The 25,544-nt window shown below is 59.2% G+C and carries 18 protein-coding genes and 1 tRNA gene; 6 read left to right on the forward strand and 13 right to left on the reverse strand.

Features of this window, described 5'->3' with window-relative positions; translation table 11 throughout:
• Positions 1–163: 163 nt before the first annotated feature.
• The 6 genes from ALFI_RS15470 to mazG form a co-directional block, all read right to left on the reverse strand.
• The gene (locus ALFI_RS15470) at positions 164–3,118 is read right to left on the reverse strand and encodes an outer membrane beta-barrel protein (RefSeq protein ID WP_014776505.1); all 2,955 of its coding nucleotides are present in this window, start codon (positions 3,116–3,118) and stop codon (positions 164–166) included.
• Positions 3,119–3,268: 150 nt separating this feature from the next.
• Positions 3,269–3,733 carry a DUF4890 domain-containing protein gene (locus ALFI_RS15475; protein WP_014776506.1) on the reverse strand — a complete coding sequence of 155 codons (465 nt, stop codon included), beginning with the start codon at positions 3,731–3,733 and terminating at the stop codon, positions 3,269–3,271.
• Positions 3,734–3,867: 134 nt separating this feature from the next.
• Positions 3,868–4,629: a LytR/AlgR family response regulator transcription factor gene (locus ALFI_RS15480; RefSeq protein ID WP_009598997.1), complete on the reverse strand. Its 762-nt coding sequence runs from the start codon at positions 4,627–4,629 to the stop codon at positions 3,868–3,870.
• Positions 4,626–5,933 (reverse strand): sensor histidine kinase, encoded by a 1,308-nt coding sequence (locus tag ALFI_RS15485; RefSeq protein WP_009598958.1) that lies wholly within the window; start codon positions 5,931–5,933, stop codon positions 4,626–4,628. Before ALFI_RS15485 ends, ALFI_RS15480 begins: the two co-directional genes overlap by 4 nt.
• 7 nt (positions 5,934–5,940) lie before the next feature.
• The gene (locus tag ALFI_RS15490; protein WP_014776507.1) at positions 5,941–6,474 is read right to left on the reverse strand and encodes a gamma carbonic anhydrase family protein; all 534 of its coding nucleotides are present in this window, start codon (positions 6,472–6,474) and stop codon (positions 5,941–5,943) included.
• A 131-nt stretch (positions 6,475–6,605) separates the two neighbouring features.
• Positions 6,606–7,415, reverse strand: coding sequence for a nucleoside triphosphate pyrophosphohydrolase (gene mazG / locus ALFI_RS15495; protein WP_014776508.1), 810 nt, complete (start codon positions 7,413–7,415; stop codon positions 6,606–6,608).
• A gap of 151 nt (positions 7,416–7,566) precedes the next feature.
• Here mazG and ALFI_RS15500 point away from each other — a divergent pair, with 151 nt between their 5' ends.
• Positions 7,567–9,723 carry a beta-N-acetylhexosaminidase gene (locus tag ALFI_RS15500; protein WP_014776509.1) on the forward strand — a complete coding sequence of 719 codons (2,157 nt, stop codon included), beginning with the start codon at positions 7,567–7,569 and terminating at the stop codon, positions 9,721–9,723.
• A 57-nt stretch (positions 9,724–9,780) separates the two neighbouring features.
• On the opposite strand, the gene ALFI_RS15505 is transcribed toward ALFI_RS15500, so the two are convergent.
• The 3 genes from ALFI_RS15505 to pheT form a co-directional block, all read right to left on the reverse strand.
• Positions 9,781–10,320 (reverse strand): BglII/BstYI family type II restriction endonuclease, encoded by a 540-nt coding sequence (locus ALFI_RS15505; protein ID WP_014776510.1) that lies wholly within the window; start codon positions 10,318–10,320, stop codon positions 9,781–9,783.
• A gap of 174 nt (positions 10,321–10,494) precedes the next feature.
• Positions 10,495–11,136, reverse strand: a complete 642-nt coding sequence (locus ALFI_RS15510; RefSeq protein ID WP_014776511.1) for a lysoplasmalogenase family protein — start codon at positions 11,134–11,136, stop codon at positions 10,495–10,497.
• Between the two features lie 127 nt (positions 11,137–11,263).
• The gene (gene pheT / locus ALFI_RS15515) at positions 11,264–13,729 is read right to left on the reverse strand and encodes a phenylalanine--tRNA ligase subunit beta (RefSeq protein WP_014776512.1); all 2,466 of its coding nucleotides are present in this window, start codon (positions 13,727–13,729) and stop codon (positions 11,264–11,266) included.
• 523 nt (positions 13,730–14,252) lie between these two features.
• Between pheT and ALFI_RS15520 the strand changes: the two genes are divergently transcribed.
• Positions 14,253–15,614 carry a TrpB-like pyridoxal phosphate-dependent enzyme gene (locus tag ALFI_RS15520; protein ID WP_014776514.1) on the forward strand — a complete coding sequence of 454 codons (1,362 nt, stop codon included), beginning with the start codon at positions 14,253–14,255 and terminating at the stop codon, positions 15,612–15,614.
• A 146-nt stretch (positions 15,615–15,760) separates the two neighbouring features.
• Here the strand turns inward: ALFI_RS15520 and ALFI_RS15525 are convergent, their stop codons facing one another.
• The 3 genes from ALFI_RS15525 to ALFI_RS15535 form a co-directional block, all read right to left on the reverse strand.
• On the reverse strand, positions 15,761–16,660 hold the full coding sequence (locus ALFI_RS15525; RefSeq protein WP_014776515.1) for an EamA family transporter: 900 nt from the start codon (positions 16,658–16,660) through the stop codon (positions 15,761–15,763).
• Positions 16,661–16,732: 72 nt separating this feature from the next.
• Positions 16,733–17,893 (reverse strand): diaminopimelate decarboxylase, encoded by a 1,161-nt coding sequence (gene lysA / locus ALFI_RS15530; RefSeq protein ID WP_014776516.1) that lies wholly within the window; start codon positions 17,891–17,893, stop codon positions 16,733–16,735.
• Between the two features lie 49 nt (positions 17,894–17,942).
• Positions 17,943–18,815: a UbiA-like polyprenyltransferase gene (locus ALFI_RS15535; RefSeq protein WP_014776517.1), complete on the reverse strand. Its 873-nt coding sequence runs from the start codon at positions 18,813–18,815 to the stop codon at positions 17,943–17,945.
• Positions 18,816–19,027: 212 nt separating this feature from the next.
• On the opposite strand from ALFI_RS15535, the gene lepA reads away from it, so the two are divergent.
• From lepA to ALFI_RS15550, 3 genes are all read left to right on the forward strand, one after another.
• Positions 19,028–20,818 (forward strand): translation elongation factor 4, encoded by a 1,791-nt coding sequence (gene lepA / locus ALFI_RS15540; RefSeq protein ID WP_014776518.1) that lies wholly within the window; start codon positions 19,028–19,030, stop codon positions 20,816–20,818.
• A gap of 11 nt (positions 20,819–20,829) precedes the next feature.
• Positions 20,830–22,737 carry an AMP-dependent synthetase/ligase gene (locus tag ALFI_RS15545; protein ID WP_014776519.1) on the forward strand — a complete coding sequence of 636 codons (1,908 nt, stop codon included), beginning with the start codon at positions 20,830–20,832 and terminating at the stop codon, positions 22,735–22,737.
• Between the two features lie 66 nt (positions 22,738–22,803).
• A tRNA-Gly gene (locus tag ALFI_RS15550) sits at positions 22,804–22,875 on the forward strand.
• 114 nt (positions 22,876–22,989) lie between these two features.
• On the opposite strand, the gene ALFI_RS17085 is transcribed toward ALFI_RS15550, so the two are convergent.
• Entirely contained in the window at positions 22,990–23,274 is a 285-nt protein-coding gene (locus ALFI_RS17085; protein ID WP_009598964.1) for a hypothetical protein, read from the reverse strand.
• A 934-nt stretch (positions 23,275–24,208) separates the two neighbouring features.
• Between ALFI_RS17085 and ALFI_RS15560 the strand changes: the two genes are divergently transcribed.
• Complete coding sequence (locus ALFI_RS15560; RefSeq protein ID WP_009598960.1) at positions 24,209–25,180, forward strand: site-specific integrase; 972 nt, start codon at positions 24,209–24,211, stop codon at positions 25,178–25,180.
• Positions 25,181–25,544: the final 364 nt, after the last annotated feature.

Consider the following 25,544-nt stretch of genomic DNA (forward strand, 5'->3'; position numbering starts at 1 on the left):
ACGCCCAAGCATCCGCAGGAACCGCCCCGTCCCGTCCGCAAAAAGGGACGGCCATCGGCCCGGCACACCGGCACAAGGACGAAGCGGAAGCAGGCTTCCGGCATAATCACAAAAAAGACGTCAGGCATTGCACCTGACGTCTTTTTTGTCCGAACCGCACTGGTTACCGCGGACCGTGGAAGATACCCGGAGGCGGCCCGCCCGGACCGCCGGGTCCCATGCGGCGGGGTCCCGACTGCACGGCCCCGTCGTAATCGGAGATGTTCTTCGAACCCTTCTTGCCGAAGCGGCGCAGGTTGTAGGTGAACTGCACCATGTAATAACGGCCGATCACGCTGTTGGTCGCATTCTGCGTCCATCCCGAACCCGTCGTGCGGGCGAAAGCCTTGTTGCGGTTGAGCAGGTCGTTCACGCCGAACATGATCTCGCCGCGCTTGTTCTTGAATATCTTCTTGCCGATCCATGCGTTGCAGAGCAGGTACGAATCGTCGTAATCGTTCGTGAAACCGATATACTGCGTGTAAGCCACGCTGCCCGTAAAGGTGAAGCCCAGCGGGAAGACGAACTTCATGTTGCCCTGCGCCCGGTGGTTGAAGTAGCGGTTTTTGGAACCTGACTCGCCCAGCGAGTTGGTCGCCTCGTTGTAGGTGCCGTTCCACGAGAGCGTGAAGTCCACGTTTTCGGAAATATTGCTGCCCAGCACCGTGTTGAAGTCGTAGCCGATATTGCTCGTGTCGTTGCGCTTGCCGCCCGTGATGAATCCGTCGGCGTCCACCTCTCCGCCCAGCATGCTCGGCGTAAGCGAGTAGCTGACGCCCGCCATCACGTTGAAGTTGCTCTTCAGGAAGCCGATCGGAAAACCGTAGCTCAGGTGCGTCCGCAGGCTCCAGTAGCCGTCGAGATTGACGGGCGTGGAGTAGTAGTTGGGCTTGTACTGCACGCCGCCCAACGTGATCGTGCCGGGATTCGACACCACGTGCGTCGCATTGTAGTCGGAGGTGTTCTGCATCGAGAACATCCACATGAAGGTCCGGCCCTTCTCGACGTTGGAATTGATGTAGTGGAAATTGACGCGGTGGCTGTAGGTCGGATTCAGATCGGGATTACCCTTGGTGATATTCTGGGCGTCCGATACGTCGGCCACGTTCTGCAGGTCGGTGATCGACGGGTTGTCGGTATAGGACGATACGTAGAGCCGCAGCGAATTCTCGCGGTTGATGTTCAACTGTCCCATCATGAAATAGGTCACGTTGTTGTACGAATGCCTGATCTTGTCGGCGTCGTCCCGCACGATCTGCCCGTCGAGCGACGAACGCTGATAAAAGACATTGGCGATGAACGTATTGCGCTCCTTCGAATAGCGGAAGCCGGGACCTGCGCTCTGCGTCAGGTAGTTGCTCCGGTAGGAGTTCGAAAGCGCTCCGTCGGGCGCCAGTCCCGCGATCGAATAATCCGCGCCGGTGATATACGACTTCTTGTCGCGCTCCTGATAATCGTACGAAATGCGGTACTGAAGGCTTACCTGCGCATATTTGGCGACGGGTTCCGTGTAGGAGAACTGTCCGCGCAGGCGGTAGCTGCTCGACGGCGCGAGGTCGCGCAGGTAGCGCAGGCGCGTGTAGCCCGTCGTGTCCCATCCCCACGGCGCGTCGACGCCGTCGGGCCGGAGGTCCGAGAGCGGCAGCACGTTCGAGAAGGAGTTCGAGTTGTTGGTGTTGTCCGAGTAGTTCACGTCGCCGTCCACGGTGATCGTACGGCCGTCCTTGCCCAGTTTGGTGCGGTAAACGGCGTTCGTCCGCACGTTGTAACCGTGGCGCAGGGCGTCGCTGCGGTTCTCGGTGCGGCTGTAACCGCTTTCGCCGAACTGCCAGCCCTGCGTCGTGCTCAGCGGGTCGTTCGACTGGTAGCTGAAGCTCGGACGGACCATCAGATTCTGGTTGTCGGAGATTTTCCACTCCAGACGGGCGTTGAAGCGGTGGTTATACGACTCGGTATCCGAGTAGCCGCGCGTCGAGAGCGTATCCACGGGCATCGGCGACTCGTACCATTTGTCGATCGTCGAACGGTTTCTCGTGTCGGTATTGTTGAAGAAATAGCTGCCCTGAAACGACACCTGATCGCGCTTGCCCCACGTATCGGAGTAGTTTACGCCGATGGCGTTCACCGACGCCACGCCGCTTTGGGGGCGCACCATATACTGGCCCACGCCGCCGCGGCGTCCGCGCCCCGAACCGCCCGAAACGCCCAGAATATCCTCGAACGAGAAGTTCTGCTGGTTGATGTTGTTGAACAGGCCGATGACCGACACGCGGCTGCTGCCGCTGAAGATATTGGCGTTGCCGCCCACGACGTATTTGTTCTTGGCTTCGGTCTTGGTGTCGGCGTCGTAACCGTAACCGGCATAGAGCTTGCCGAACTGCCCCTGACGCATGTTGGCGTGCGTAACGATGTTGAGGGCCTTGTAGCCCTCGCCGTCGTCCATGCCCGAAAATTCGGCCGCGTCGCTCAGCTTGTTATAGACCTCCACACGGTCCACGGCCTGCGCCGGAAGCGACTTGATGGCCGTCGTCACGTCCTCGCCGAAGAACTCCTTGCCGTCGACGAAAACCTTCTTGATCTGCTCGCCCTGCGCCTCGACCGTACCGTCCGACACGGTGATGCCGGGCATCTTCTTCAGCAACCCCTCGACGTCGGCGTCGTTGGTGACCTTGAAGGCTCCGGCGTTGTAACTTACCGTATCGCCCTTCTGCGAGGTGCGCAGCGCCTTGGCCTCCTTGACGACCGTTTCGATCTGCACGCCGGGCTTGAGTTCGATCCTGCCGATGTTCTGTTTGCCGGCCGCCACCCGGAAGGTGGTTTCGTAATTGTTGTAACCGAGGAAGGAGACGGTGAGTCTGTATTCGCCGTAGGGCAGCGAGGGAATCGCCACGGCGCCTTTATAGCCGGAAGTGAAATACTGTTTCTGATCCGGAGTCTTGACCGGAGCGACCTCCAGTACGGCTCCGGCAACGCTTTCGCCGGTATCGGCGTCAAGCACCGTTCCGCTGACCGCACCCTTTTGGGCGAATGCGGCCACGGCGAAAAACAGGAATAGGGTTGAGAGTAGTAGCCGTTTCATCTTAATGTTCTGTGTACTTTCTGATTTTGCGCATGCGAAAATAACTTTTTTCCCGCATACGGCCCTCCGACAAGGGGTGAATCGACAAAAAAAGGGCGTCAGCCGACAACCGACGCCCCGACTGCAACAAACCGGTCGATTTTCCTAACCTCACTTTTTCTCCTTTCCGGAGCGCGGTCCGTCGCATTTCCTATCCCCCGCGCAGGGGGCGCACTTGCGGCCTTCACGCACGGCGGCCTTGTCGCCCCGGCCGTCCTTCATCCGGGGACCGCGGTTCATGCCGTGACGCGGCCCCTGCATCTGCTTCCACTGCTCGAACTGTTCGGGCGTGAGGATGCCTTTCATCTTCTCGGCCTGCGCCTTGCGGTATGCGCGCATCTGCTCGGCCTGCGCCTGCATCTCCTTTATATCCTGCAGGTTGACCTCATAGAGCTGCTTCGACTGCTTTTCGCTGAGGTTCAGCTTCTCGGTCATGCGTTCGGTCCTGCGCTGGGCCATCTGCTCGGCCGTCGGCCGCTCCTTCATCATCGGAGCCTTCTTCGAATCCTGCGCAAAAGCGCCCGTTCCGGCCAGCAGGCACAAAGCCGCGGCGACTGCAAAAATTCTCTTTTTCATAATCTCAAATATCAATGGTTAATTCAATCCGTCAATCGGACCCGTTTCGGTCCCCTTACGATGCAAAGGTAAGGCCAAACCGGAAAAACGGAACGGCAATGCGGGTCAAACGCCCGAAGCTCAGGGTCAAACGCCTATTCGGCGGGTTGAACGGACGTGAGCCACGCCTTGAATTCGGGGACGCGGGCCTTAGAAATGACGATGCGCTCAGGAGTTTCGAGCACGAGACTCAACGAAAGACGGCTGCCGAACCACACGGCGATCTCCTTCACGGCGCGGCGCGCCACGATGAACTGGCGGTTGGCGCGGAAGAAATCGGCTTCGGGCAGGACGGCCTGCAGCGCTTCGAGCGTCTTGTCGAGCGGATAGGACGCCCCGGCGAAGGTATAGGCCGTCACCTTCTCGTTGCAGGTATAGCAGAATGCGATATCCTCGCGTTTGAGCGGAATGATCTTGTCGCGGACATGCACCAGAAAGGTCTGCTCGCGGCGCGCCGCGGCCAGCGTGCGCACGCGCGAACCGTAATCGCTGCGCTCGCCCTTGGACAGCCGCATGAGCTTGCCGAGCGCCCGCTGCACGTCGGCCGCATTGAGCGGCTTGAGCAGGTAGTCGATGCTGTTCACCTTGAAGGCCTCCAGCGCATAGCGGTCGTAGGCCGTCGTGAAGATCACCGGCGCCGTGACCTCCACGGCGTCGAATATGCGGAACGAATCGCCGTCGGCCAGATGGATGTCCATGAACAGCAGGTCGGGCTGGGGGTTGGCGCGCAGCCAATCGACGCTCTCCTCGACGCTTTCGAGCGTATCGACGACACGGATGTCGGGAGCCGCCTGTTTCAGAATGGCTTTCAGGTTCAGTGCGGCGGCGGTTTCGTCCTCTATGATCAGTGCTTTCATCCTGCAAGGGGGGTATGCAGCGGCATCCGCACGACGAACTCCTTGTCGGTGTCGATGATTTCGATGTCGCGGCCGGTTATCAGGTGCCAGCGGTTGCGCAGGTTCTCCAGTCCGATGCCGGTCGAAGGTTCGGGTTCGAGCTTCGGCACCTTGGGATTGGAGACCACCAGCCAGCCGTTCTCGGTGCGGATCGAAATATGGAACGGCTTGCTGCGGGTTATGGTATTGTGCTTGACGGCATTGCCGATCAGCGGCTGCAGCGAGAGCGCCGGAAGCGTCCACGTGCGGTACTTCTCCTCGATGTCGATGTCGAAGAAGAGCTTGTCGGCATAGCGTATCTTGAAGAGGTAGCTGTACGCCTCGACGAATTTCAGCTCCTCGTCGAGCGTCATCAGCGTACTCTGTCCGTTCTGGATGATGTAGCGGAACGTATAGGAGAGCTGGTCGATGTAGGTCAGCGCCTTCTCGTCGTGCTTCTCGCGCACGAGCATCGCCAGCGAATTGAGCGAATTGAAGAAGAAGTGGGGGTTGATCTGTCCCACGAGCATGTTGTAGCGGGTCGTGAGGTTCTCGTTCTTGAGCCGCTCGTTCTCCATGACGACGGCCTGCTGCTTCGAATTGAGCACGTAGACCCAGCCGTAGAGCATCGACACCGCCACGGCGAACGAACACTTCAGCAGCAGCATGTAGTCGAAAATATGGTCGCCCATGCAGTTCAGCATGATGCGTCCCGAACGCCACTCCGTGACCGGCGCGACCATATACAGCGCGGCGGCGGCCAGCACGCACCATATGCAGTGGCGCACGAAGCGGCCCGGCGTGTACCTGCGGCGGACGGAGGTGAGGATTGAAAGCATGATGAACGAAACGACCAGATAATAGAAGAGCTGCAGCGCGAGTTCCGTCGTTTTCGAAGGCCGGTTGAAAAGCGTGCTGTAATCGAACTCCTCGCCGTTGCGCATGCGCAGTTCGGTCATCACCGGATGCGCCCCGTGACGGCGCGGCGCGGCCAGATTCGCCACCAGACGGTCGCCGTCCTTCAGGTTCATCCGGTAGATGCGCTGCATCATCACATAGACGCTGTCGCCGTTCTCGTAGACGATGTAGCCGTGGCCGTCGGGACTTACCCGCAGCGTTCCTTCCTCGCCGCGCGCAATGACGCTCGCCTTGGCCGGACGCGGCTGTCCGTCGCTCTTCTGATCGACGATCAGCAGCAGCACGTAGGAGAAATTGACGACCAGACTGACGGCCAGCGCCACCAGCAGATTGAGAATCAGGTCGGAATATTTCGGTTGCAGCCCCATCCGCCGTTTACTCCTCCTCTTTGAACCACGACGCATAGAGCATGTAGTCGCGGGCCGTGCGGCGGATGATCTCCTCGCGCTGCTGGGGCGTCACCTCCTTGACCTTCTTGGCCGGCACGCCCGCATACACCGAATTGGGTTCCAGCTGGGCGTTGGAGAGCACCAATGCGTTGGCCGCGATGATGCAGCCCGACGGAACCACGGCGTTGTCCAGCAGGGTAGCGCCCATGCCGATCAGGCAGTTGTCGCCGATGCGCGCACCGTGAATGACAGCGTTGTGGCCCACCGACACGTCGCTGCCGATAATGGTCTGCGACGGATGCGGCGAACCGTCGTAAAGCGTGTGCAGGACCACGCCGTCCTGAATATTCGTGCGGTCGCCGATGACGATTTTGTTCACGTCGCCGCGCAATACGGCGTTGTACCAGATCGAACAGTCGCGGCCGATGGTCACGTCGCCCAGAATGACGGCCGTCTCGGCCAGAAACGTATTTTCACCGATTGCGGGCGTATGTCCCCGCACCTTTTTAATCAAAGCCATAAGTTTATATGCTATTAAATGTCACTTCGCTTTTGTATCGTCTCCGCGTGTCCGAGGGCGGACATTCACGGCAAAGCCGTGTTTTCAGGTCTGACCCTCCCCTAAATCCCCTCCTCGGAGGGGACTTGGCATTAGTGCGGACACATGCTGTTAAATGTCTCTTCGTGTTTGGCCTCCTGCCAGTACTCCTCCATCTTTTCGAGCGGAAGCTCGTGGAGCGTATGTCCTTCGGCGGCAGCCTTTTCCTCCATGCAATTGAAGCGGCGGATGAACTTCTTGTTCGTACGTTCCAGCGCCGATTCGGGGTCGATGCCGTAGAGCCGCGACGCATTGACCAGCGCGAAGAACAGGTCGCCGAATTCGCCTTCGAGCTTCTCCCGGCAGCCGGGGGCTTCCGAACGCATCTCGGCTTCGACCTCCGCGATCTCCTCCTTCACCTTGTCCCACACATCCTCGCGCCGCTGCCAGTCGAAACCCGTCGCGGCGGCTTTCTCGCCCACGCGGAAAGCCTTGACCATGGCAGGAAGCGAGCGGGGTACGCCGCCCAGCGTGCCGCTCTTGCGGTTTTTCTTGCGGAGTTTCAGGGCTTCCCAGTTCTCCTTGACCGCGTCGGGCGTATTGGCGTGAATATCGCCGTAGACATGCGGATGACGGTATATCAGCTTGTCGCACAGGGCATCGGCGACCTCGCCGAAATCGAAGGCTCCCGCCTCCTCGCCCAGCTTGGAGTAGAACACCACATGCAGCAGCAGGTCGCCCAGCTCCTCCTTGATGCCCTCCATATTGTGGTCGGTGATGGCGTCGGCCAGCTCGTACGTCTCCTCGATGGTATTGCTCCGCAGCGAATCGAAAGTCTGCTCGCGGTCCCACGGACACTCGCGGCGCAGCGTATTCATCACTTCGAGCAAACGGGCCGTAGCCTCCAGTCGTTTATCTTCCATGCTCAGTTACAGTTTACGGCAATGGCTGTTCGGGAAGCGGAGTCGGCCGATCTGCCTGAGCGCGCCCGTCCATGCCGGAATTTATTTTCAGCAAAGGTAGCAATTCGGCGGAAAAAAAGTAACTTTGTCCGAAACAAAATTCCGTACCGCCATGAAACTGCGATACCTGCTGCCCCTCGCGGGTGTGCTCTGCACCTTCCTCACGGCACATGCCCAGCCGTCGCCGGCCCGTCAGGCTTTCTACGAGGGCGCCTGCCGCATCAGCCCCCGGACGATGCTCTGTTACGAAACGCCGCTGGCGCCGCTGGCCGCCTACCTGCGCGAATATATCAACGTCGAAACGGCCAGCGACAGTATGTCGGCCGACGACGCGATCGTGCTTTCGACCGATCCGACGCTGGGCGGCGAAGCCTTCCGCCTGACGGTGCTCCCGCAGCGGATCGAAATCGCGGGCGGTTCGTACGGCGGCGTATTCAACGGCGTGCAGGCCCTGTTCAGGCTGCTGCCCGCCGAAATATACGCCAAGAACTGTCCGCTTCCGGTCGAAATCGCCTGCACGAAGGTCGAGGACGCGCCGCGCTTCCCGTACCGCGGTATGATGCTGGACGTGGCCCGCACGTGGATCGACGCAGCTGGAGTGAAGCGTTACATAGACTTGCTTTCCTATCATGGAATCAACAAATTGCATCTTCATCTTTCAGACGACGAAGGGTGGCGTATCGAAATCAGATCGCATCCCGAACTGACCGAAATCGGCGGCTTCCGCGGCGGCGATTCGCCCGTGCGTCCGGTTTACGGCAAGTGGGACGAGAAGTACGGCGGGTATTATACGCAGGACGAGATGCGCGGCCTGATCCGCTATGCGGCGGCGCGCAACATCGAGATCATCCCCGAAATCGACCTGCCGGGGCACAGCCGCAACATCGCGTCGGTGCATCCCGAAATACGCTGCAACTATCCGCCCGACACGGTTTCGACCAACGGTTACGACTACCGTTCGGCGTGGTGCGTGGCCCGCGAAGAGAACTACGCGTTGCTGGCCGACATTCTCGGCGAGTTATGCGCGCTGTTTCCCTCGGAGTACATACACGTCGGCGGCGACGAGGTGGACATGACCCAGTGGAACCGCTGCCCCGACTGTCAGGCGCTGATGAGCCGGCGGGGCATGACCGATCCGCACCGATTGGAAGACCTCTTCATGGAGCGCATGGCGGCGATTCTCGCGGCCAACGGCAAGCGTCCCGGCGTGTGGAACGAAGCCGTGACCACGGGCGGCCTCTCGCGCGAATGTCTCGTATACGGCTGGCAGAGCGTCAAGGCGTGTCTCGACGCCACGGCGAAAGGCTACAAGACCGTGGTGATGCCGGGCGAATACTTCTATTTCGACATGCGGCAGACGCCGCAGGAGGAGGGGCACGACTGGGCGGCGGTCTTCGACGCCAAAAAGGTCTTCGGATTCGACTTTACGGAAAAGGGCTTCAGCGATGAACAGATGCGCAACGTCGTCGGCCTGCAGGGGACGTTCTTCAGCGAAGCCTACGTTTCGCACGAGCCCGAAAAGCCCGACTATCTGGACTACATGTGTTTTCCGCGCATCTGCGCGCTCGCCCGCATAGCTTGGCGCGGCAACTGCGAAGGCTGGGACGCCTATTACAGGGAGCTGACCGACCATTACGACCGCATGGCGGCCATGGGCATCCGCTTCCGGCTTTTCCCGCCCAAGGTAAGCTACAAGGAGGGCGCCTTCACCGTCGTGGCGGACGACGGCTCGAAAATCTTCTACCTCGAAGGCGATTCGCCCGAAGAGCATCGGTACACCGGCCCCGTCAAAACCGAAAAACCGCATCTCTACCGCTTCCTGACGCGCTACAAGACGGGACGCAGTCCCTACGTGGCCGACAAATCCTACTACAGGACCCTTGCGCCCGCCGTGACGATCACCACCTCGATGGGCGAAAGCACGCAGTTCCCCTACACGAACGCCTCGGCCTACAAGGGACTTGCGCGCACGCGCCGCGCCTGCCGTCAGCAGGACTGGATACTCTACACCTATGAACAGCCGGTGAAGTGCCGCGAAATGTTTTTGCAGACGGGAAACCGCCAGCTGCCCAAAACCATTATAACCACCGGTTATGCAGAGGTGTCGTACGACGGCACGACATACGAGCATGCGGGCGATCTGAAAAAGGGCAGTATAACTTTAAAGCCCGGCCGGCCGGTGAAAGCCGTCCGCATCGTCTCGACCTGCGACGACAACGGCACGCCCTACGTCACGATCCAGCCGCCGCAGATAAAGCCGGTACTGTAAAGAGACGACGCAATCACCGGAAAACCGACAAGAGCAGTATATAACTGTAAATCAATGTTATTTTTCCAATCCGATTAAAAGGATCGGAACGGTTAGCACACTATAGAAATTCTCCAAATACCACTTTACCCGTTCAAAGGAGACTATCGAACAGTGATCTTTGGAAACATATTTCAAAAAGTCCTTTGTCCCACAGACATAGATTCCTACATTAATCATATTCTTGATTTCGGCCCCCGCTTGCAACCTCAGCAAATCACCACCGATAAACGATCTGTGATTGAATGCCACATCGACACCTATGTTATTTTTCCAGAAATCAATTACCAAATCGTTATCCGAATCGTTGAATACTTTCTTCTCCCCTTCCCAACCTTTTTCTAAGAAGAGATCTTTAAGAAGAGCGTTTATCGCAGGTTGTCTTCCCTTTTGAATTTTCTTGCCGATATTCTCTTTCTCCCGATTGATTTCATCAAATTTCAACTCTATATTGCTAAAATTCAGCTGATCCAATATACCGTCGATTTCATTCTTGATCGTATATTCCGAGTTTAAAATAATATCAGCATATCTATGTGCATATTTTTTACATTTCATGTCTATAAGATTATACGCAAATATATAAAATAGATCGACAGAATGACATGCTCAGTTTATTTTATTTCGACAAAAGCAGCCCCAAGCAAGACAGTCTGTTCCAAACAGTCGCAGTCGATCGGTTAAAATCGTGGATCTCGCACCCGAAAAACGGCCTGCATTTCAACGGCCGTATCAATGCGGGGAGTCGGAAAGAGTCGCCGCTCTGACGGCAAAGAGGTAGAAGAGATATTGCGCGGCATAATAGGTAATCATCACGACACAGGTCCGGCAGGGAACGGGCGCGACGAAGCGTCCCCATGCGATCACGGAGTCGGAAAAGACGAACAACAGGGCCGCAAGGCGGAACCATGCGGCATACGCTCCGCGGTACTGAAGCGCGCTGTACAGCATGCCCGCGATGACGAGTCCGTAGACGGCGACGCCCGCGCGTTCGGCCGGATCGGCGGCGCGGGGAACGATGCAGACGAACAGAAACAGCAGCAGGGCCGTCAGCACCGGCCAGACAAAAGGCCGGGGCGCAAGTTGCGCCTGCGGCAAGAAGTAGCACATGTAGGCTCCGTGCGCCAAAGCGAAAAACAGCATCTGCGGAATGAACATCCCTCCGGCGCCCGCCGCATCGCCGACGGCCGACAACAAGAGCGCCGCGCCGACCGGAATCAGCGGTTTCAGCCGGAGATAAAAGAGCGACAGCGACAGCAGCAGGACCGGATAAGCGACCTTGTAGGGAATCACCGCCGCCTTGGTAAAGAACAGCGCGGCGCCGGCTGCGAAAAGCAGCGTGGTCAGGCAGAGCGTTCGGGAGGTTCGTTGCATGGTTTCGGTAAAAAAGCCGCCTGTACTTACGAACAGGCGGCTTCGATTATGGTCAATAAGCTCGTCGGCATGACCGTGGCGGGCGTGTACCCGCACCGAGATGCGACGAGCGGCATTCGGATTGGGATCAACCGCGGACCTGAGCTCCGCACCGCTGTTCGAACTGCGCGGTGAGGTTCCTCATCGCCTTTTCGATCGTCTTCTCGTCGAGCGTGCGGGTCTTGTCTTCGAGGATGAAGCTCAGGGCGTAGGATTTCTTGCCTTCGGGAAGTTTGTCGCCCTCGTAGACGTCGAACAGCGAAACGCTCTTGAGCAGTTTGCGCTCAGTGGCGAACGCCACGTCGCGCAGCGCCGAGAAGGTCACCTGCTTGTCGATCAGAAGGGCCAAGTCGCGTTTCACTTCGGGGAACTTCGAAAGCTCCTCGGCCGCAATCTTATGCTTGCGGGTCGATTTCACGAGCGCGTCGAAATTCATCTCCAGATAGTAAACATCCTGCTTGACATCGAGTCGACGGCGGATTTTAGCACTTACCGTGCCGATCTGCAGCAGCTCCTTGCCGCCAAGCGACATCGAGAGCGCCTCGCCGAAGAGGTCGTTTTGCAGCGTCTCGGTCCGGAGCGCATAGATGTCGATGCCGAAGCGGCGCAGAAGTTTCTCGGCCACGGCGCGCAGCGTGAAGAACGACGCAGCCTGCGGCCGGGCGTTCCACGACGCAGGCTCGGCCACGCCCGTCACGGCGATCGCCAGACGGTACTCCTCGGAGTAGGCCGCGAGGCGGTTCTCCTCCGAGCGTTTCGACTCGTCGTAGAAATAGCAGTTGCCGAACTCGTAGAGTTTCAGGTCGCCGTTCTTGCGGTTGGCGTTGAGCTGCACGGCTTCAAGCATGTTGAACAGCAGCGTCTGACGCATCACGTTCAGGTCGGCGCTCAGCGGATTGAGGATGCGCACGCAGTTTTCGGCCTTGTAGGACTCCAGCCCCTCGTAGTAGGCCGCCTTGGTCAGCGAGTTGGACATGATCTCGGTGAAGCCGTTGGAGGTCAGGAAATCGGCCGCGAGATTCATCAGCTTGCTGCGGTCGGGCTTCGGCGCATAGGAGAGCGTCGAGCGGACGCGCGAGGGAATCTCGACATTGTTGTAGCCATAGATGCGGAGAATATCCTCGACGAGGTCGGCTTCGCGCTGCACGTCCACACGATAGGGCGGCACGGCGACGCTCAGCACGCCCTCTTTCTCGGCGAGAATCTTCACTTCCAGCGCGGCGAGGATCGTGCGGACCGTATCTTCGGGAATCTTCTTGCCGATCAGCGAGTCGATGCGGGCGAAGGAGATGTCGAATTTGAAGTCTTCGACAGGATTGGGATAGATGTCGGTAATGTCGCTCGAAATCTCGCCCCCGGCCAGCTCCTTCATCAGCAGGGCGGCGCGCTTGGCGGCATAGACCTGCATGTTGGGATCGACGCCGCGCTCGAAACGGAACGACGAATCGGTGTTCAGGCCGAAACGCTTGGCAGTCTTGCGCACCCACACGGGGTTGAAATAGGCGCTCTCGATAAATACGTCGGTCGTCGTGTCGCCGATGCCCGAATCCAGTCCGCCGAAGACTCCGGCGATGCACATCGGACGCTCGGCCGAGCAGATCATCAGATCGTCGGCCGTCAGTTTTCGCTCCACGCCGTCCAATGTCACGAAAGGCGTGCCTTCGGTGCAGGTGCGGACCACGACTTCGCGGCCTTCGATCTTCGCCGCGTCGAACGCGTGCAGGGGCTGCCCCAGCTCGAAGAGCACGAAGTTGGTGATATCGACCAGATTGTTCTTGGGGTTGATGCCCGCGGCGCGCAGGCAGTTCTGCATCCACTCAGGCGAAGGGCCTATTTTGCAGTTCTTCACCGTCACGCCCGCGTAGCGGGGGGCCGCTTCGTGGTTCTCGACGCGGACGGTCACCGGCAGGTCATGGTTGTCGGGAGCGAAGGCCGAGACGTCGGGCATCTTCACTTCGGCGTTCAGGCCCTGACTCCTGAGGTAAGCCGCCAAATCGCGCGCCACGCCGATATGCGACGCGGCATCGACGCGGTTGGGGGTGAGTCCCACCTCAATCAGGTAGTCGTCCTCGATGCCGAGGTATTCTTTGGCCGTCATACCGACGCGGGCGTCGGCCGGAAGTTCCATAATGCCGTCGTGCGAGGCCCCGATGCCCAGTTCGTCCTCGGCGCAAAGCATGCCGAGCGACTCCACGCCGCGGATTTTGCTGCGTTTGATCTTGAATTCCTCGTCACCGCCGCCGGGGTAGAGCACCGTGCCGACCGTGGCGCAGAGCACCTTCAGCCCGGCCCGGCAGTTGGGCGCGCCGCAGACGATCTGCAGGGGATCACCGGCGCCGACATCGACCGTCGTGAGGTGCAGGTGGTCCGAATCTGGATGGTCCGTGCAGGTCAGCACCTCGCCGACCACGACGCCGTGAAGCCCGCCCTTTACGGTCTCGATCTTCTCGAAACCCTCGACTTCGAGTCCGATGTCGGTCAGTATCCGTGCGATTTCTTCGGCCGGAAGATCGGTGTCGAGATAGCGTTTAAGCCAGTTATACGAAATATTCATAATTAAAAGCTTTAATGTTCCTCTTGCAGTTCAACATGCCGGACCGCCTTCCCCGCGGCGGAAGGCCGCGTTTGCAGGTCCGGCCGCCCCGGAATCCCCGCCTTGGCGGGAAGTGCCGCCGTCACAGCGTCCGGAACGGCATGCTAAAATCGAACAAAGATACATAAAAATTGTTAATCTCGTCGAGATTGGCGCACTAAATCGCGCCGGCGCTTCGGACCGGCATTTCGGCAGGCGGGCACGGAAAAGGGAGCGACGCCATATATGTAGGTATCGAAAATATCCGCCGAAAAATTTGGATTTAAGGATCGGACCCGTTATATTTGCCGAAAAGAATATGATTCGCAATTTCAACATACAGGCTTGGTGGTGGCGCTCGTTGACTCTCGTGGACAATGAGTGCGGCTCCGTGCGTGTATAGTTGAAACCTGATACCAGCCACAAGCCCGTTGTTTACGAGAGAGTAAACAGCGGGCTTTTTCTTTTGCACTTTCACGAAACAAACGGAAAAATAAAAAAGACTATGAAAACGAAAAAATTCTGCCTGACCGAGAATCAGATGCCCGCGCAATGGTACAACATCGTGGCCGACATGCCCAACAAACCGCTGCCCCCGCTGCATCCCGCGACCAAGCAGCCCGTAACCAAAGAGCAGATGAGCGCCATTTTCGCCGAAGAGCTGATCGATCAGGAGATGTCCGCGGAGCGGTTCATCGACATTCCCGAAGAGGTGCAGGAGATTTACAAAATATGGAGACCCACGCCGCTCGTGCGGGCTACGGGGCTGGAGAAGGCGCTCGGCACGCCCGCGAAAATCTATTTCAAGAACGAGAGCGTCTCGCCGGCCGGATCGCACAAGCCCAACACCGCCGTGCCGCAGGCCTACTACAACTACAAGCAGGGCATCCGCCGCCTGACCACCGAGACGGGCGCGGGGCAGTGGGGCGCGGCGATCGCATTCGCGGCCAAGCACTTCGGCATAGACCTGCAGGTTTACATGGTCAAGGTCAGCTACGACCAGAAACCCTACCGGCGGCTGATGATGAACACTTGGGGCGCCGAGTGCATCGCATCGCCCAGCACGCTCACGGCATCGGGCCGTGCGGCGCTTGAACGCGACCCGAACTGTTCGGGAAGCCTCGGACTGGCCATTTCGGAGGCGATCGAAGTGGCGCTGCAACACCCCGAAGATACGCGGTACTGTCTGGGAAGCGTGCTGAACCACGTCATCCTGCATCAGACCGTGATCGGACAGGAAGCCGTGGCGCAGATGGAGATGGCCGACGCCGAGCCGGACGTGGTGATCGGATGCTTCGGCGGCGGCAGCAACTTCGCGGGACTGGGATTCCCGTTCCTGCGCAAGAACCTCACGGAAGGCAAAAAAATCCGGATCGTGGCGGTCGAGCCGTCGAGCTGCCCGAAACTCACGCGCGGCAGTTTCCAGTACGACTTCGGCGACGTGGCGGGATTCACGCCCCTGCTGCCGATGTATACGCTGGGGCACGATTTCCAGCCGTCGGACATCCACGCGGGCGGACTGCGTTACCACGGCGCGGGGTCGATCGTCAGCCAGCTGCTCAAAGACGGACTCGTCGAAGCGCAGTCGCTGCCGCAGACCGAGACCCTCGCCGCAGGCATTCTCTTCGCCAAGACCGAGGGCATCATCCCGGCGCCGGAATCGACGCACGCCATCGCCGCGGCCATCCGCGAAGCCATGCAGGCCAAAGAGGAGGGGACGCCCAAGACGATTCTGTTCAACCTCTCAGGCAACGGCGTGATCGACCTCTACGCCTACGAACAGTATCTGGCGGGAGCGCTGAAAGACTATGCGCCGGGGGATGCGGAAATCGCAAAGACGGTCAGCCGGCTGGAGCAGCTGATATGACCGGAGCCGACGATACCGCAAATAAAAAAGACAGCCCGCAATGGGCTGTCTTTTTATTTTGACACCGGCGGTTTCGGAACCGGCTTCCGGTCTGCGCCCAAACGGAAGGGTGTGCATGCAAATCCCGCGCTTCGACACGGCCGTCATTACCTCGACCCCAGCCAGAGGAAGAACATGCCGACGAGGATAAAGGCCAGATCGAAGGCTTTGGAGCGGAGGTTGTGCTCGCGGAACAGCACTGCCCCGCACAGGAAAGAGACGACGACCGAACTGCGGCGGACCATCGACACGACGGAGACCATGGCGTCGGGCTGGTGCAAGGCGTAGAAATAGGCGAAATCGGCCAGCACGAGGAAGAACGAGATCAGCGGAATGGCCCAAGTCCAGTGGAACGGGGTGGTCGTACGGCGACGCGGCCACCAGAGGATGCCGACGACGACCGACATCAGGCCGAACAGATAGAGGTTGCACCAGCCCTGCACGAAGACCGGGTCGAGACGCGCCATGATATATTTGTCGTACAGTCCGCTTACGACGGCGGCCAGAGCCGCCACCGCGATACAGAGTATCCAGACGTTGTGACGGAAATCGACCCCTTCGCGGCGGCTCGAACGGCTCAGCAGGAAGAGCGAGAGGAGGGTCAGCACGACGCCGGTCCACTGGCAGGCGTTGAGCCGCTCGCCGAAGATGAGCATGGCGCCGACAAGCACCATGACGGGGCGCGTGGCATTGATCGGACCGACGATGGTAATCGGCAGGTGCTTCATGGCGAAATAGCCGAAAATCCACGAAGTGAGGACGATGACCGCTTTAAGCAGCACCAGTCCGTGCGCCCGGAGCGTGCCCGAAGAGGCGGCCAGTATCGTGCCGTCGAACCATCCGAAGCCGCACTCGGCCGAGACGATCATCGGCAGCAGGAAAAGCGCCGAGAAGAGGGTGTTGAGCAACAGCACCGGAAGCACCGCATTCCCCGTGAGGGATTGCTTCTTGGCCGCATCGTAAAAGCCCAGCAGCGCGGCGGAGGTGAAGGCGAGGGTCAGCCACATAATGCGAATTCGGCGGATTGACGTCCGGTTCGGTTCGGGAGCGTTCGGCGGTTCGGGTTACAGACGGCCCGTCTACCGGATTTCGTCGCTGTAAACCGCGCCCGGAAGGTCGTGGAGGTTGTAGCGCGACGCCATCGACATGCCGTAGGCCCCGGCCGACTTGAGGGTCAGCAGATCGCCGCGGCGGGTCTTGCGAAGCGTGACGTTTTCGTCGAATACGTCGGTCGATTCGCAGGCCGTGCCGACGATGGTGTACTTTTCGCGCACCTCGTCTTCCGAGGTGATGTTTTCGATGTTGTGGTACGAACCGTAGAGCGCAGGGCGGATCAGCTCGGTCATGCTGGCATCGACGATCACCAGCTTGCGGCCCGTGGCGGTGGTCTTGTTGAAAAGCACCGTCGTAATCAGCTCGCCGCACTCGGCGACGATCGAACGGCCGAACTCGAAATGCACTTCGCGGTCGCCGACGGCGAGGTGGTTGTGCACGATCGAGAAGAGCGACGCGAAGTTGGGAATAGGCTCGTTCTCAGGCACGTCGTAATTAACGCCCAAGCCGCCGCCGACATCGACGAAGCGGAACGAGAAGCCCAGCTTTTCGAGGTTCTCGACGATGACGTTCACCTTGTTGCACATGTTCTCGAACACATGCAGCTCGCGGATCTGCGAACCGATATGCAGGTGGATGCCTACGATATTGATATGCTTGAGCGACTTGATCTCCTTGGCATGCTCAAGCACCTCTTCATATGAAATTCCGAACTTACTGTCGGCCTGACCAGTATCAATGCAGTGATTGGTCTTGGGGTCGATGTCGGGGTTGATGCGCAGCGCCACGTCGGTCTTCTTGCCGGCCTCGCCCGCAAGCCGGTCCACGAGCTCCAGCTCCTCGATCGATTCGCAGTTGATCGCCATGATCTCCTGCCCGATGGCGTAACGCAGCTCCTTGTCGCGCTTGCCGACGCCGGCGTAAACGATGCCCTTGGGGTCGAATCCGGCTTCGACGGCCTTGCGCAGCTCGTTGCCGCTCGCGCAGTCGATGCCCAGCCCGTATTCGCGGATAATAGCCAGCAGATGGTCGTCATAGTTGGCTTTGATGGCATAATGCACCTTGTAGCCGTACTTTTTGGACTCGTAGACGACGCTTTCGAGGGTCTGGCGCAACAGCGCCGTATCATAGAGATAGAAAGGGGTTTCGTAGCCCCGAAGCTTTTGTGCGATTTGTCTGCTCAGCATTTTATCCTAACTTTTACCTGATTGAAGTTGCAAATATAAGCTATTTGGTTTATTTGAGCAAATCCACGATTATTCCGGCGGCCAGCGTGAGGCTCGCAAGGCCGTTGAGCGTGCCGAAAGCGATGCCGATATTGCGCTGGCGCGAGGGCGTCACGAGCAGGTGTTCGAGCACCAGCAGGCCCGTGAAAATCCCGGCTCCGGTCCAGAACCACGCCGAACCGGGGCAGCAGGAGGCGAACCACAACAGGGCGGCGACGCTCACAGCGTGCAGACCGCAGCTCAACGCCAGCGCCGTGCGGGCCGAAAAGCGCGCGGGAATGGAGTGCAGGCCCCTTTCGCGGTCGAAGGCGGCGTCCTGCAGGGCGTAGATGATGTCGAAGCCGCCGCACCACGTCATCACCAGCAGCGAGAGGATGCAGGGTTCGAGGGCGATACGCCCCGTGACGGCGATATAGGCCCCGACGGGCGCGATGCCGAGCGAAAGCCCCAGCACCAGATGGGCCAGCGCGGTAAAGCGTTTGCAGTAGCTGTAGAACAGAATGATGAACAGCGCCACGGGTGACAGCAGGGCCGTCAGCAGGTTGATCGTCGAAGCGGCGGCGATGAACAGCAGGGCATTGACCGCCACGAAGCGGAGGGCATGCCGGGCCGGAATCACGCCGGCGGGGATTTCGCGGCCCGCGGTGCGGGGATTTTCGGCGTCGATGCGACGGTCGGCCCAGCGGTTGAAGCCCATGGCCGTATTGCGGGCGAAGACCATGCAGAGCAGGACCTGCACCGCGCGCGTGAGCCACCACGCCGCGTCGTGCGCCCCGGCAGGCAGCGTCGCATAGGCGTAGACGAAGCCGACGGCGGCGAAAGGCATGGCGAAGATCGTATGGGCGAACTTCACCAGCGAAAGGTATTTCGATACGGTATTCATGCGAAAACGGTGTTTGCGGCTGCAAAGATAGCGAAAGCCGAGGGCAATCGCAAAACGAGTTCGGATTGCCGGGACGGGCCGGAAAAGCGGGGCGGCACCGGCGCGACGAAAGGGGAAAATCAGGATCGCACGATTTTCCGGCGGGGCAGGGCGGACGCATCCCCGGAAATCCAAAATAATTCGTATATTTGCACACATTTTTAGACGAATATATGAAGAACATACGCAATTTTTGCATCATAGCCCACATCGACCACGGAAAGAGCACATTGGCGGACCGTCTGTTGGAAAAAACCAACACCCTGAACCAGCGCGAAATGCAGGCGCAGGTGCTCGACGATATGGACCTCGAACGCGAAAAGGGCATCACCATCAAGAGCCACGCAATCCAGATGGAATACAAGGCCCGCGACGGACAGCTGTATACGCTCAACCTGATCGACACTCCGGGACACGTGGACTTCTCGTACGAAGTTTCGCGCGCCATCGCCTCGTGCGAAGGCGCGCTGCTGGTGGTGGACGCCACGCAGGGCATTCAGGCGCAGACCATATCGAACCTCTATCTGGCTGTGGGACACGACCTCGAAATCATCCCCGTACTGAACAAGATCGACATGGACTCGGCCATGATCGACGAGGTGAAGGATCAGGTGATCGACCTGATCGGATGCAAAGACGAGGACATCCTGCTGGCGTCGGGCAAGACGGGGCTGGGCGTCGAGGAGGTGCTCGAAGCGATCGTACAGCGCATTCCGGCGCCTGAGGGCGACGAGAACGCACCGCTGCAGGCGCTGATCTTCGACTCGGTGTTCAACCCGTTCCGCGGCATCATCGCCTATTACCGCGTCTTCAACGGCCGGATCCGCAAAGGCGAGCACGTGAAGTTCTTCAACACGGGCAGTCAGTACGATGCCGACGAGGTGGGCGTGCTGAAACTCAAGATGCAGCCCCGCGACGAGATCAAGGCCGGAGACGTAGGATATATCTGCTCCGGCATCAAGACCTCGTCGGACGTGAAGGTCGGCGACACGATTACGACGGTGACGAACCCCGCGCGGGAAGCGATCGCCGGATTCGAGGACGTGAAACCGATGGTCTTCGCGGGCGTCTATCCCGTCGAAGCCGACCAGTACGAAGACCTGCGCGCGTCGCTGGAGAAACTCCAGCTGAACGACGCGTCGCTGACATTCGAGCCGGAGAGCTCGCTGGCGCTGGGATTCGGATTCCGCTGCGGATTCCTCGGACTGCTCCACATGGAGATCATTCAGGAGCGCCTCTACCGCGAATTCGACATGGACGTCATCACGACCGTGCCCAACGTGTCGTACCGCATCACCACGACGCAGGGCGACGTGGTGGAGGTGCACAACCCGTCGGGACTGCCCGAAGTGACCAAGATCGCCAAGATCGAAGAACCCTATATCCTCGCGCAGATCATCACCAAGTCCGAATTTCTGGGCAACGTCATCAAACTCTGCATCGACAAGCGCGGCGTGATGAAAAACCAGACCTTCATCACGCAGGACCGCGTGGAGATCAACTTCGACATGCCCCTTTCGGAGATCGTCTTCGACTTCTACGACAAGCTCAAGAGCATTTCGAAAGGCTATGCGTCGTTCGACTACCACCGCACGGGATACCAGCCGTCGAAGCTCGTCAAGCTGGACATCCTGCTCAACGGCGAACCGGTCGATGCGCTTTCGTCGCTCACCTATACGGACCACGCCTACGACTTCGGACGCAAAATGTGCGAGAAACTCAAGGAGCTGATCCCGCGCCAGCAGTTCGACATCGCCATACAGGCCGCCATCGGCGCCAAGATCATCGCCCGCGAGACGGTGAAAGCCGTACGCAAGGACGTGACGGCCAAGTGCTACGGCGGCGACATCTCGCGCAAGCGCAAGCTGCTCGAAAAACAGAAGAAGGGCAAGAAGCGCATGCGCCAGATCGGCAACGTGGAGGTGCCGCAGTCGGCATTCCTCGCCGTATTGAAAATGGACTAAACGAACCGACCATGAAGAAGACCATCATCGACCTGTTCGAAAGCTCCGTGGAGAAATACGGTGCCAAGACATTCCTGCTGGAGAAGAAACACCGGGCGTTCGAGCCTACGACCTACGCCGAGACCAAGGAGTTGGCCTTGGAGACCGGGGCCGGGCTGGCCGCGATCGGGATTCGCCCCAAGGACAAAGTCGCCATACTGGCCGAAGGGTCCAACGCATGGATCGTCTCGGAGCTGGGCATGTTCTACGCCGGGGCGGTCAGCGTGCCGCTGTCGGTCAAGCTCGAAGAGTCGAACGACCTGCTGTTCCGCATGCGCCACGCCGAAGTGAAGGCGCTGTTCGTATCGAAATACCAGCTGCCGAAAATCCGCCGCATACGCGCCGAGCTGCCCGAAGTCAAGCATATCATCGTCATAGGCCACATACCGCTGGAGCCGGGCGAAACCGCGCTGGGAACGCTCCGCAGGCTGGGCCGCGACTATCTGTCGAAGCACCGCGAGGAGTTCCTCGCCATCGGGCGGGGGATCGGGAACGACGACTATGCGACGATCACCTACACGTCGGGCACCACGGCCGACCCCAAGGGCGTCGTGCTGACGCACCGCAACTACACGGCCAACGTCGAGCAGTCGCTTTCGCGCATCGACATTCCGTCGTCGTTCCGGACGCTCATCATACTGCCGCTGGACCACTGCTTCGCACACGTCGTGGGGTTCTACATCATGATCGCATGCGGCGCCACGGTGGCGACGGTGCAGGTCGGAGCGACGCCGATGGAGACGCTCAAGAACATTCCGCAGAATATCCGCGAAGTGCGCCCGCACTTCCTGCTGTCGGTGCCGGCGCTGGCCAAGAATTTCCGCAAGAACATCGAGGGTTCGATCCGCGCCAAGGGCCGCTTCACGGAGCGGCTGTTCAATCTGGCGCTCCGCACGGCCTACCTATATAATAAGGACGGCTACGGCCGGGGGCAGGGCTGGCGCGTCCTGCTGTGGCCTGCGGTCAGGCTGTTCGACGCCGTGCTGTTCCGCAAGGTACGCGAAGCCTTCGGCGGAAGCCTGCGCTTCTTCGTGGGCGGAGGCGCGCTGCTCGACGCGGAGCTGCAGCGGTTCTTCTACGCCATCGGCATTCCGATGTTTCAGGGATACGGACTTTCGGAGGCCACGCCCGTCATCTCGACCAATTCGCCCAAATACCACTGGCACCGTTTCGGCTCGTCGGGCAAAATCCTGATTCCGCTCGACCTGAAAATCGTGGACGAAGCGGGCCGGGAGGTGCCGCGCGGGGAAAAGGGCGAAATCGTGATCCGCGGCGAAAACGTAATGGCCGGTTACTGGAAGAATCCCGAAGCTTCGGCCGAGACCGTCCGCGACGGATGGCTGCACACGGGCGACATGGGGTATGTCTCGAAGGACGACTTCCTCTATGTGCTGGGCCGCTTCAAAAGCCTGCTGATCGCTTCGGACGGAGAGAAATACAGCCCCGAAGGAATGGAGGAGGCGATCGTGGACAAATCGCCCTACATCGACCAGATCATCATACACAACAACCAGAGTCCGTTTACGGGCGCCATCGTCGTGCCGAACCGCGAAGCGCTGCGGCGGGAGCTGGACAGCCGCGGAATCGCGGGCGAAAAGCGGGCGGAGACGGCGGCGGAGATCCTCGGCGGCGAAATCGACCGTTACCGGGCCGGCGGCGTATTCGGCGGGGAGTTCCCCGAACGCTGGCTGCCGGCGGGGCTGGCCATCGTGGACGAGCCGTTCACCGAGCAGAACGGGCTGGTGAACAGCACGATGAAGGTCGTGCGCAACAAGGTGGAAGCGCATTTCGGCGACCGTCTCGATTACCTTTACACGCCCGAAGGCCGCAGTCTCAAAAATGCGAAAAACCTCGCATCGCTGAAAAAAATCGTGGCGTAAAGGTAAATTTACCGCCCCGAAACCTTGAAAAATCGAAAAATGCGGAGTATATTTGTACTCCGAAATGCGGGAGTAGCTCAGTGGTAGAGCATCAGCTTCCCAAGCTGAGGGTCGCGGGTTCGACCCCCGTTTCCCGCTCATAAAGCCCTGCGAAAGAGGGCAAACGTGCAAAAGCCCTGTGTATCGACGATACGCAGGGCTTTTCTCGTTCAAATCCGATAACGACAGAAACAAAAAGCGCAAAACGCCCCGTCAGATCAACCGGCCGGACAATTCGCCGAGCCGCTGCGGCAGGGCGCATATTTTCAGCAGGGAGTCGTAACGGGCGAAATCCAGCAGGTCGTGATTACCGATGTCCACGCCGGCTTCGCGGGCTTCGGCGACCAGCTCCAGCAGACGGCGGAACTGCCTGTAGAGGACGGAATTGCTTGTAGAGGACCGCCGCCGCGGTCTACGGATGCGTCTATATCTGCGGCTGACCGGAGACGCGACACGATGAAAACGACCCTCGACGGGGTCGTTTTTTTGTTGCCGCACGTGTCAGGTCATGCAAAAAACGGAGTTTCACCGCAGGCGGATTTTCCCCGGACCGAGCGGAGGGCGAGGAAACGGCATGCGCCGTTCGGGCGAGTCGGCAGGGCAGCGGGTGGCGGGCGGCAAGGCGGCAGGACGGCAAGGTGGCAAGGCAGCGGGCGGCAGGCTACAAGGCAGCGGGCGGCAAGACGGCGGGCGGCAAGACGGCGGGCGGCAAGGCGGCAAAGTAGCAGGACGGCAAAGTGGCAGGGCGGCAAAGTGGCAGGGCGGCAAAGTGGCAGGGCGGCAAAGTGGCAGGGCGGCAAGGCGGCAAAGTAGCAGGACGGCAAAGTGGCAGGACGGCAAAGTGGCAGGACGGCAAAGTGGCAGGGCGGCAAGGTGGCAGGACGGCGGTCGGCAGGGCGGCAGAAAAAGAGGGGATTGCGATTTTTTTTGAAAAAAAATTAAAAACCATTTTGTCCGAAAATCATATGTCCCCGCATCCCGGAGGCAAGGCCGCGTCATCGCAGCGGACAGATCCGGGGCGCCGCCCACACAAACAAAAAACGGGCGAGACCCATAACGTCCCGCCCGTTTTAGCACCGGGATTCCAACCGCCGGGAGCCGCCGGACAGCGAAAAAGCGCACGGAGAAGCAGCCCGGCATCTGCAAAAGGCCAACGCACAGGTTCTCAATACGCTGTTCGGACACCGGGAAGGGTGCAATATTATCCGCACGGCCGCCGTTAGTAAAATAATAGAACGCAACTTTTCGATCTTTTTACATTCCGATCATTCTTTCCAAGCGCACAGCCGGCCCCTTCCGTGGTCTTTCCCGTTCCCGGAACTGTGCCCGGAGGCCGAGCGGGTCTCCGTTTCCGCAAATCTTCGCAGGCATCGTGCGGCCTTTGATTTGCGGTTTTCTATCTTGTGCACGATTTCACACAAAATTCTATTCTATGACGTATTCACCGGATTCAGTCGGCATGCACCGACACACGTTTACGGGGCGGCCCGCATTCACGGGGCAGCCCCGCAGTAAAACGCCCCCCGATTTCATGTCCTGCTTCGCACTCCACGTCGCCGAGTGCGAACAAACGGGAAGAGACGGTTCCGCCGCAAACTACCTGACGGCATACCGCATGCTCGTCAAATACATGAACGGCCGCAAACTGCTGCCCGAACAATTTACCGCCGAATGGCTCGAACGTTACGAACGATGGCTTCTGGCAAGAGGACTGGGGACAAACAGCGTCGTGTTCCACATGCGCTACCTGCGGGCCGTCTACAACAAGGCCGCGGACAGGGGCAGCTTCATCGCATCCCGCGGCAATCCGTTCTACCGCAGGCATATCAGGCAGGTGGCGACCCGCAAGCGCGCGCTACCGCGCGAAACGCTCAGGCGGATCAGCGACGCCGACCTGTCAGAACTGCATCCGAAATATGCGCTGGCGCGCGACCTCTTCATGTTCAGCTTCTACACCCGCGGCATGTCGTTCGTGGACATGATCTATCTGCGAAAAAGCGACATCAGCGACGGTGTGCTGACATACAAACGAAAGAAAACCGGCCAGACACTCACGCTGCGCATCGAACCGCCCCTGCAGCGCATCATCGACCGTTACAACGGCGATTCACCTTATATACTGCCCGTGCTCGCCCGCGACGACAGTTACCGCGCCTACCGTCAGCAACAGCGCGAACTGAACAAATTCATCCGGAAGATCGGCGCGATGCTGGAAATTTCCGAACCGCTGACATTCTATGCGGCACGCCATTCATGGGCGACACTGGCACGCGACTGCGGCACGCCGCTGACGGTCATCAGCGCCGGCATGGGACACACCTCCGAACGAACGACGCGCATCTATCTGGCGCAGCTCGATCACGACGTCATCGACAAGGCCAATCGGAAAATCATCAACCTGTAACGATCAGGCCGATTCAGGCAGCGTTCGGATTTTTCTGGTATCAGGAAAAAATTTTGCAGAAGCGAGAAACAAGGCCCATTACTGTAAATAATGGGTCTTGTTCGTGTAAAATGCTGGTTGTCAGATGCTAAATAGCAGATTCGGACACAATTGCGGGAGAAAAAATCGAATGCGGTGTCCGGATTTTCGATTTTTTAAACAAGGGACGGGTTATTACGCTAAAAGTCAATTAATTAGCTGTGATGCGTAAATTTTTTTGCATGAAATGTTTGGTTGTGATTATAAATAATCCTATTTTTGCCGATGACGGGAAATGATTATAAAACAATTGTTTACGTTCCGAAGACCCATTATTTACAGTAAG

It is taken from the genome of Alistipes finegoldii DSM 17242 (genome assembly GCF_000265365.1).
GTDB classification, from domain to species: Bacteria; Bacteroidota; Bacteroidia; order Bacteroidales; family Rikenellaceae; genus Alistipes; species Alistipes finegoldii.

Coding starts and splice junctions, on each gene's coding strand:
- ALFI_RS15490 (WP_014776507.1), bottom strand. CDS start 6,474: ATGGCTTTGATTAAAAAGGTGCGGGGACATACGCCCGCAATCGGTGAA.
- pheT (WP_014776512.1), bottom strand. CDS start 13,729: ATGAATATTTCGTATAACTGGCTTAAACGCTATCTCGACACCGATCTT.
- lysA (WP_014776516.1), bottom strand. CDS start 17,893: ATGCTGAGCAGACAAATCGCACAAAAGCTTCGGGGCTACGAAACCCCT.
- ALFI_RS15500 (WP_014776509.1), top strand. CDS start 7,567: ATGAAACTGCGATACCTGCTGCCCCTCGCGGGTGTGCTCTGCACCTTC.
- ALFI_RS15480 (WP_009598997.1), bottom strand. CDS start 4,629: ATGAAAGCACTGATCATAGAGGACGAAACCGCCGCCGCACTGAACCTG.
- ALFI_RS15475 (WP_014776506.1), bottom strand. CDS start 3,733: ATGAAAAAGAGAATTTTTGCAGTCGCCGCGGCTTTGTGCCTGCTGGCC.
- ALFI_RS15520 (WP_014776514.1), top strand. CDS start 14,253: ATGAAAACGAAAAAATTCTGCCTGACCGAGAATCAGATGCCCGCGCAA.
- ALFI_RS15535 (WP_014776517.1), bottom strand. CDS start 18,815: ATGAATACCGTATCGAAATACCTTTCGCTGGTGAAGTTCGCCCATACG.
- ALFI_RS15560 (WP_009598960.1), top strand. CDS start 24,209: ATGACGTATTCACCGGATTCAGTCGGCATGCACCGACACACGTTTACG.
- ALFI_RS15470 (WP_014776505.1), bottom strand. CDS start 3,118: ATGAAACGGCTACTACTCTCAACCCTATTCCTGTTTTTCGCCGTGGCC.
- mazG (WP_014776508.1), bottom strand. CDS start 7,415: ATGGAAGATAAACGACTGGAGGCTACGGCCCGTTTGCTCGAAGTGATG.
- lepA (WP_014776518.1), top strand. CDS start 19,028: ATGAAGAACATACGCAATTTTTGCATCATAGCCCACATCGACCACGGA.
- ALFI_RS15510 (WP_014776511.1), bottom strand. CDS start 11,136: ATGCAACGAACCTCCCGAACGCTCTGCCTGACCACGCTGCTTTTCGCA.
- ALFI_RS15525 (WP_014776515.1), bottom strand. CDS start 16,660: ATGTGGCTGACCCTCGCCTTCACCTCCGCCGCGCTGCTGGGCTTTTAC.
- ALFI_RS15545 (WP_014776519.1), top strand. CDS start 20,830: ATGAAGAAGACCATCATCGACCTGTTCGAAAGCTCCGTGGAGAAATAC.
- ALFI_RS15505 (WP_014776510.1), bottom strand. CDS start 10,320: ATGAAATGTAAAAAATATGCACATAGATATGCTGATATTATTTTAAAC.
- ALFI_RS15485 (WP_009598958.1), bottom strand. CDS start 5,933: ATGGGGCTGCAACCGAAATATTCCGACCTGATTCTCAATCTGCTGGTG.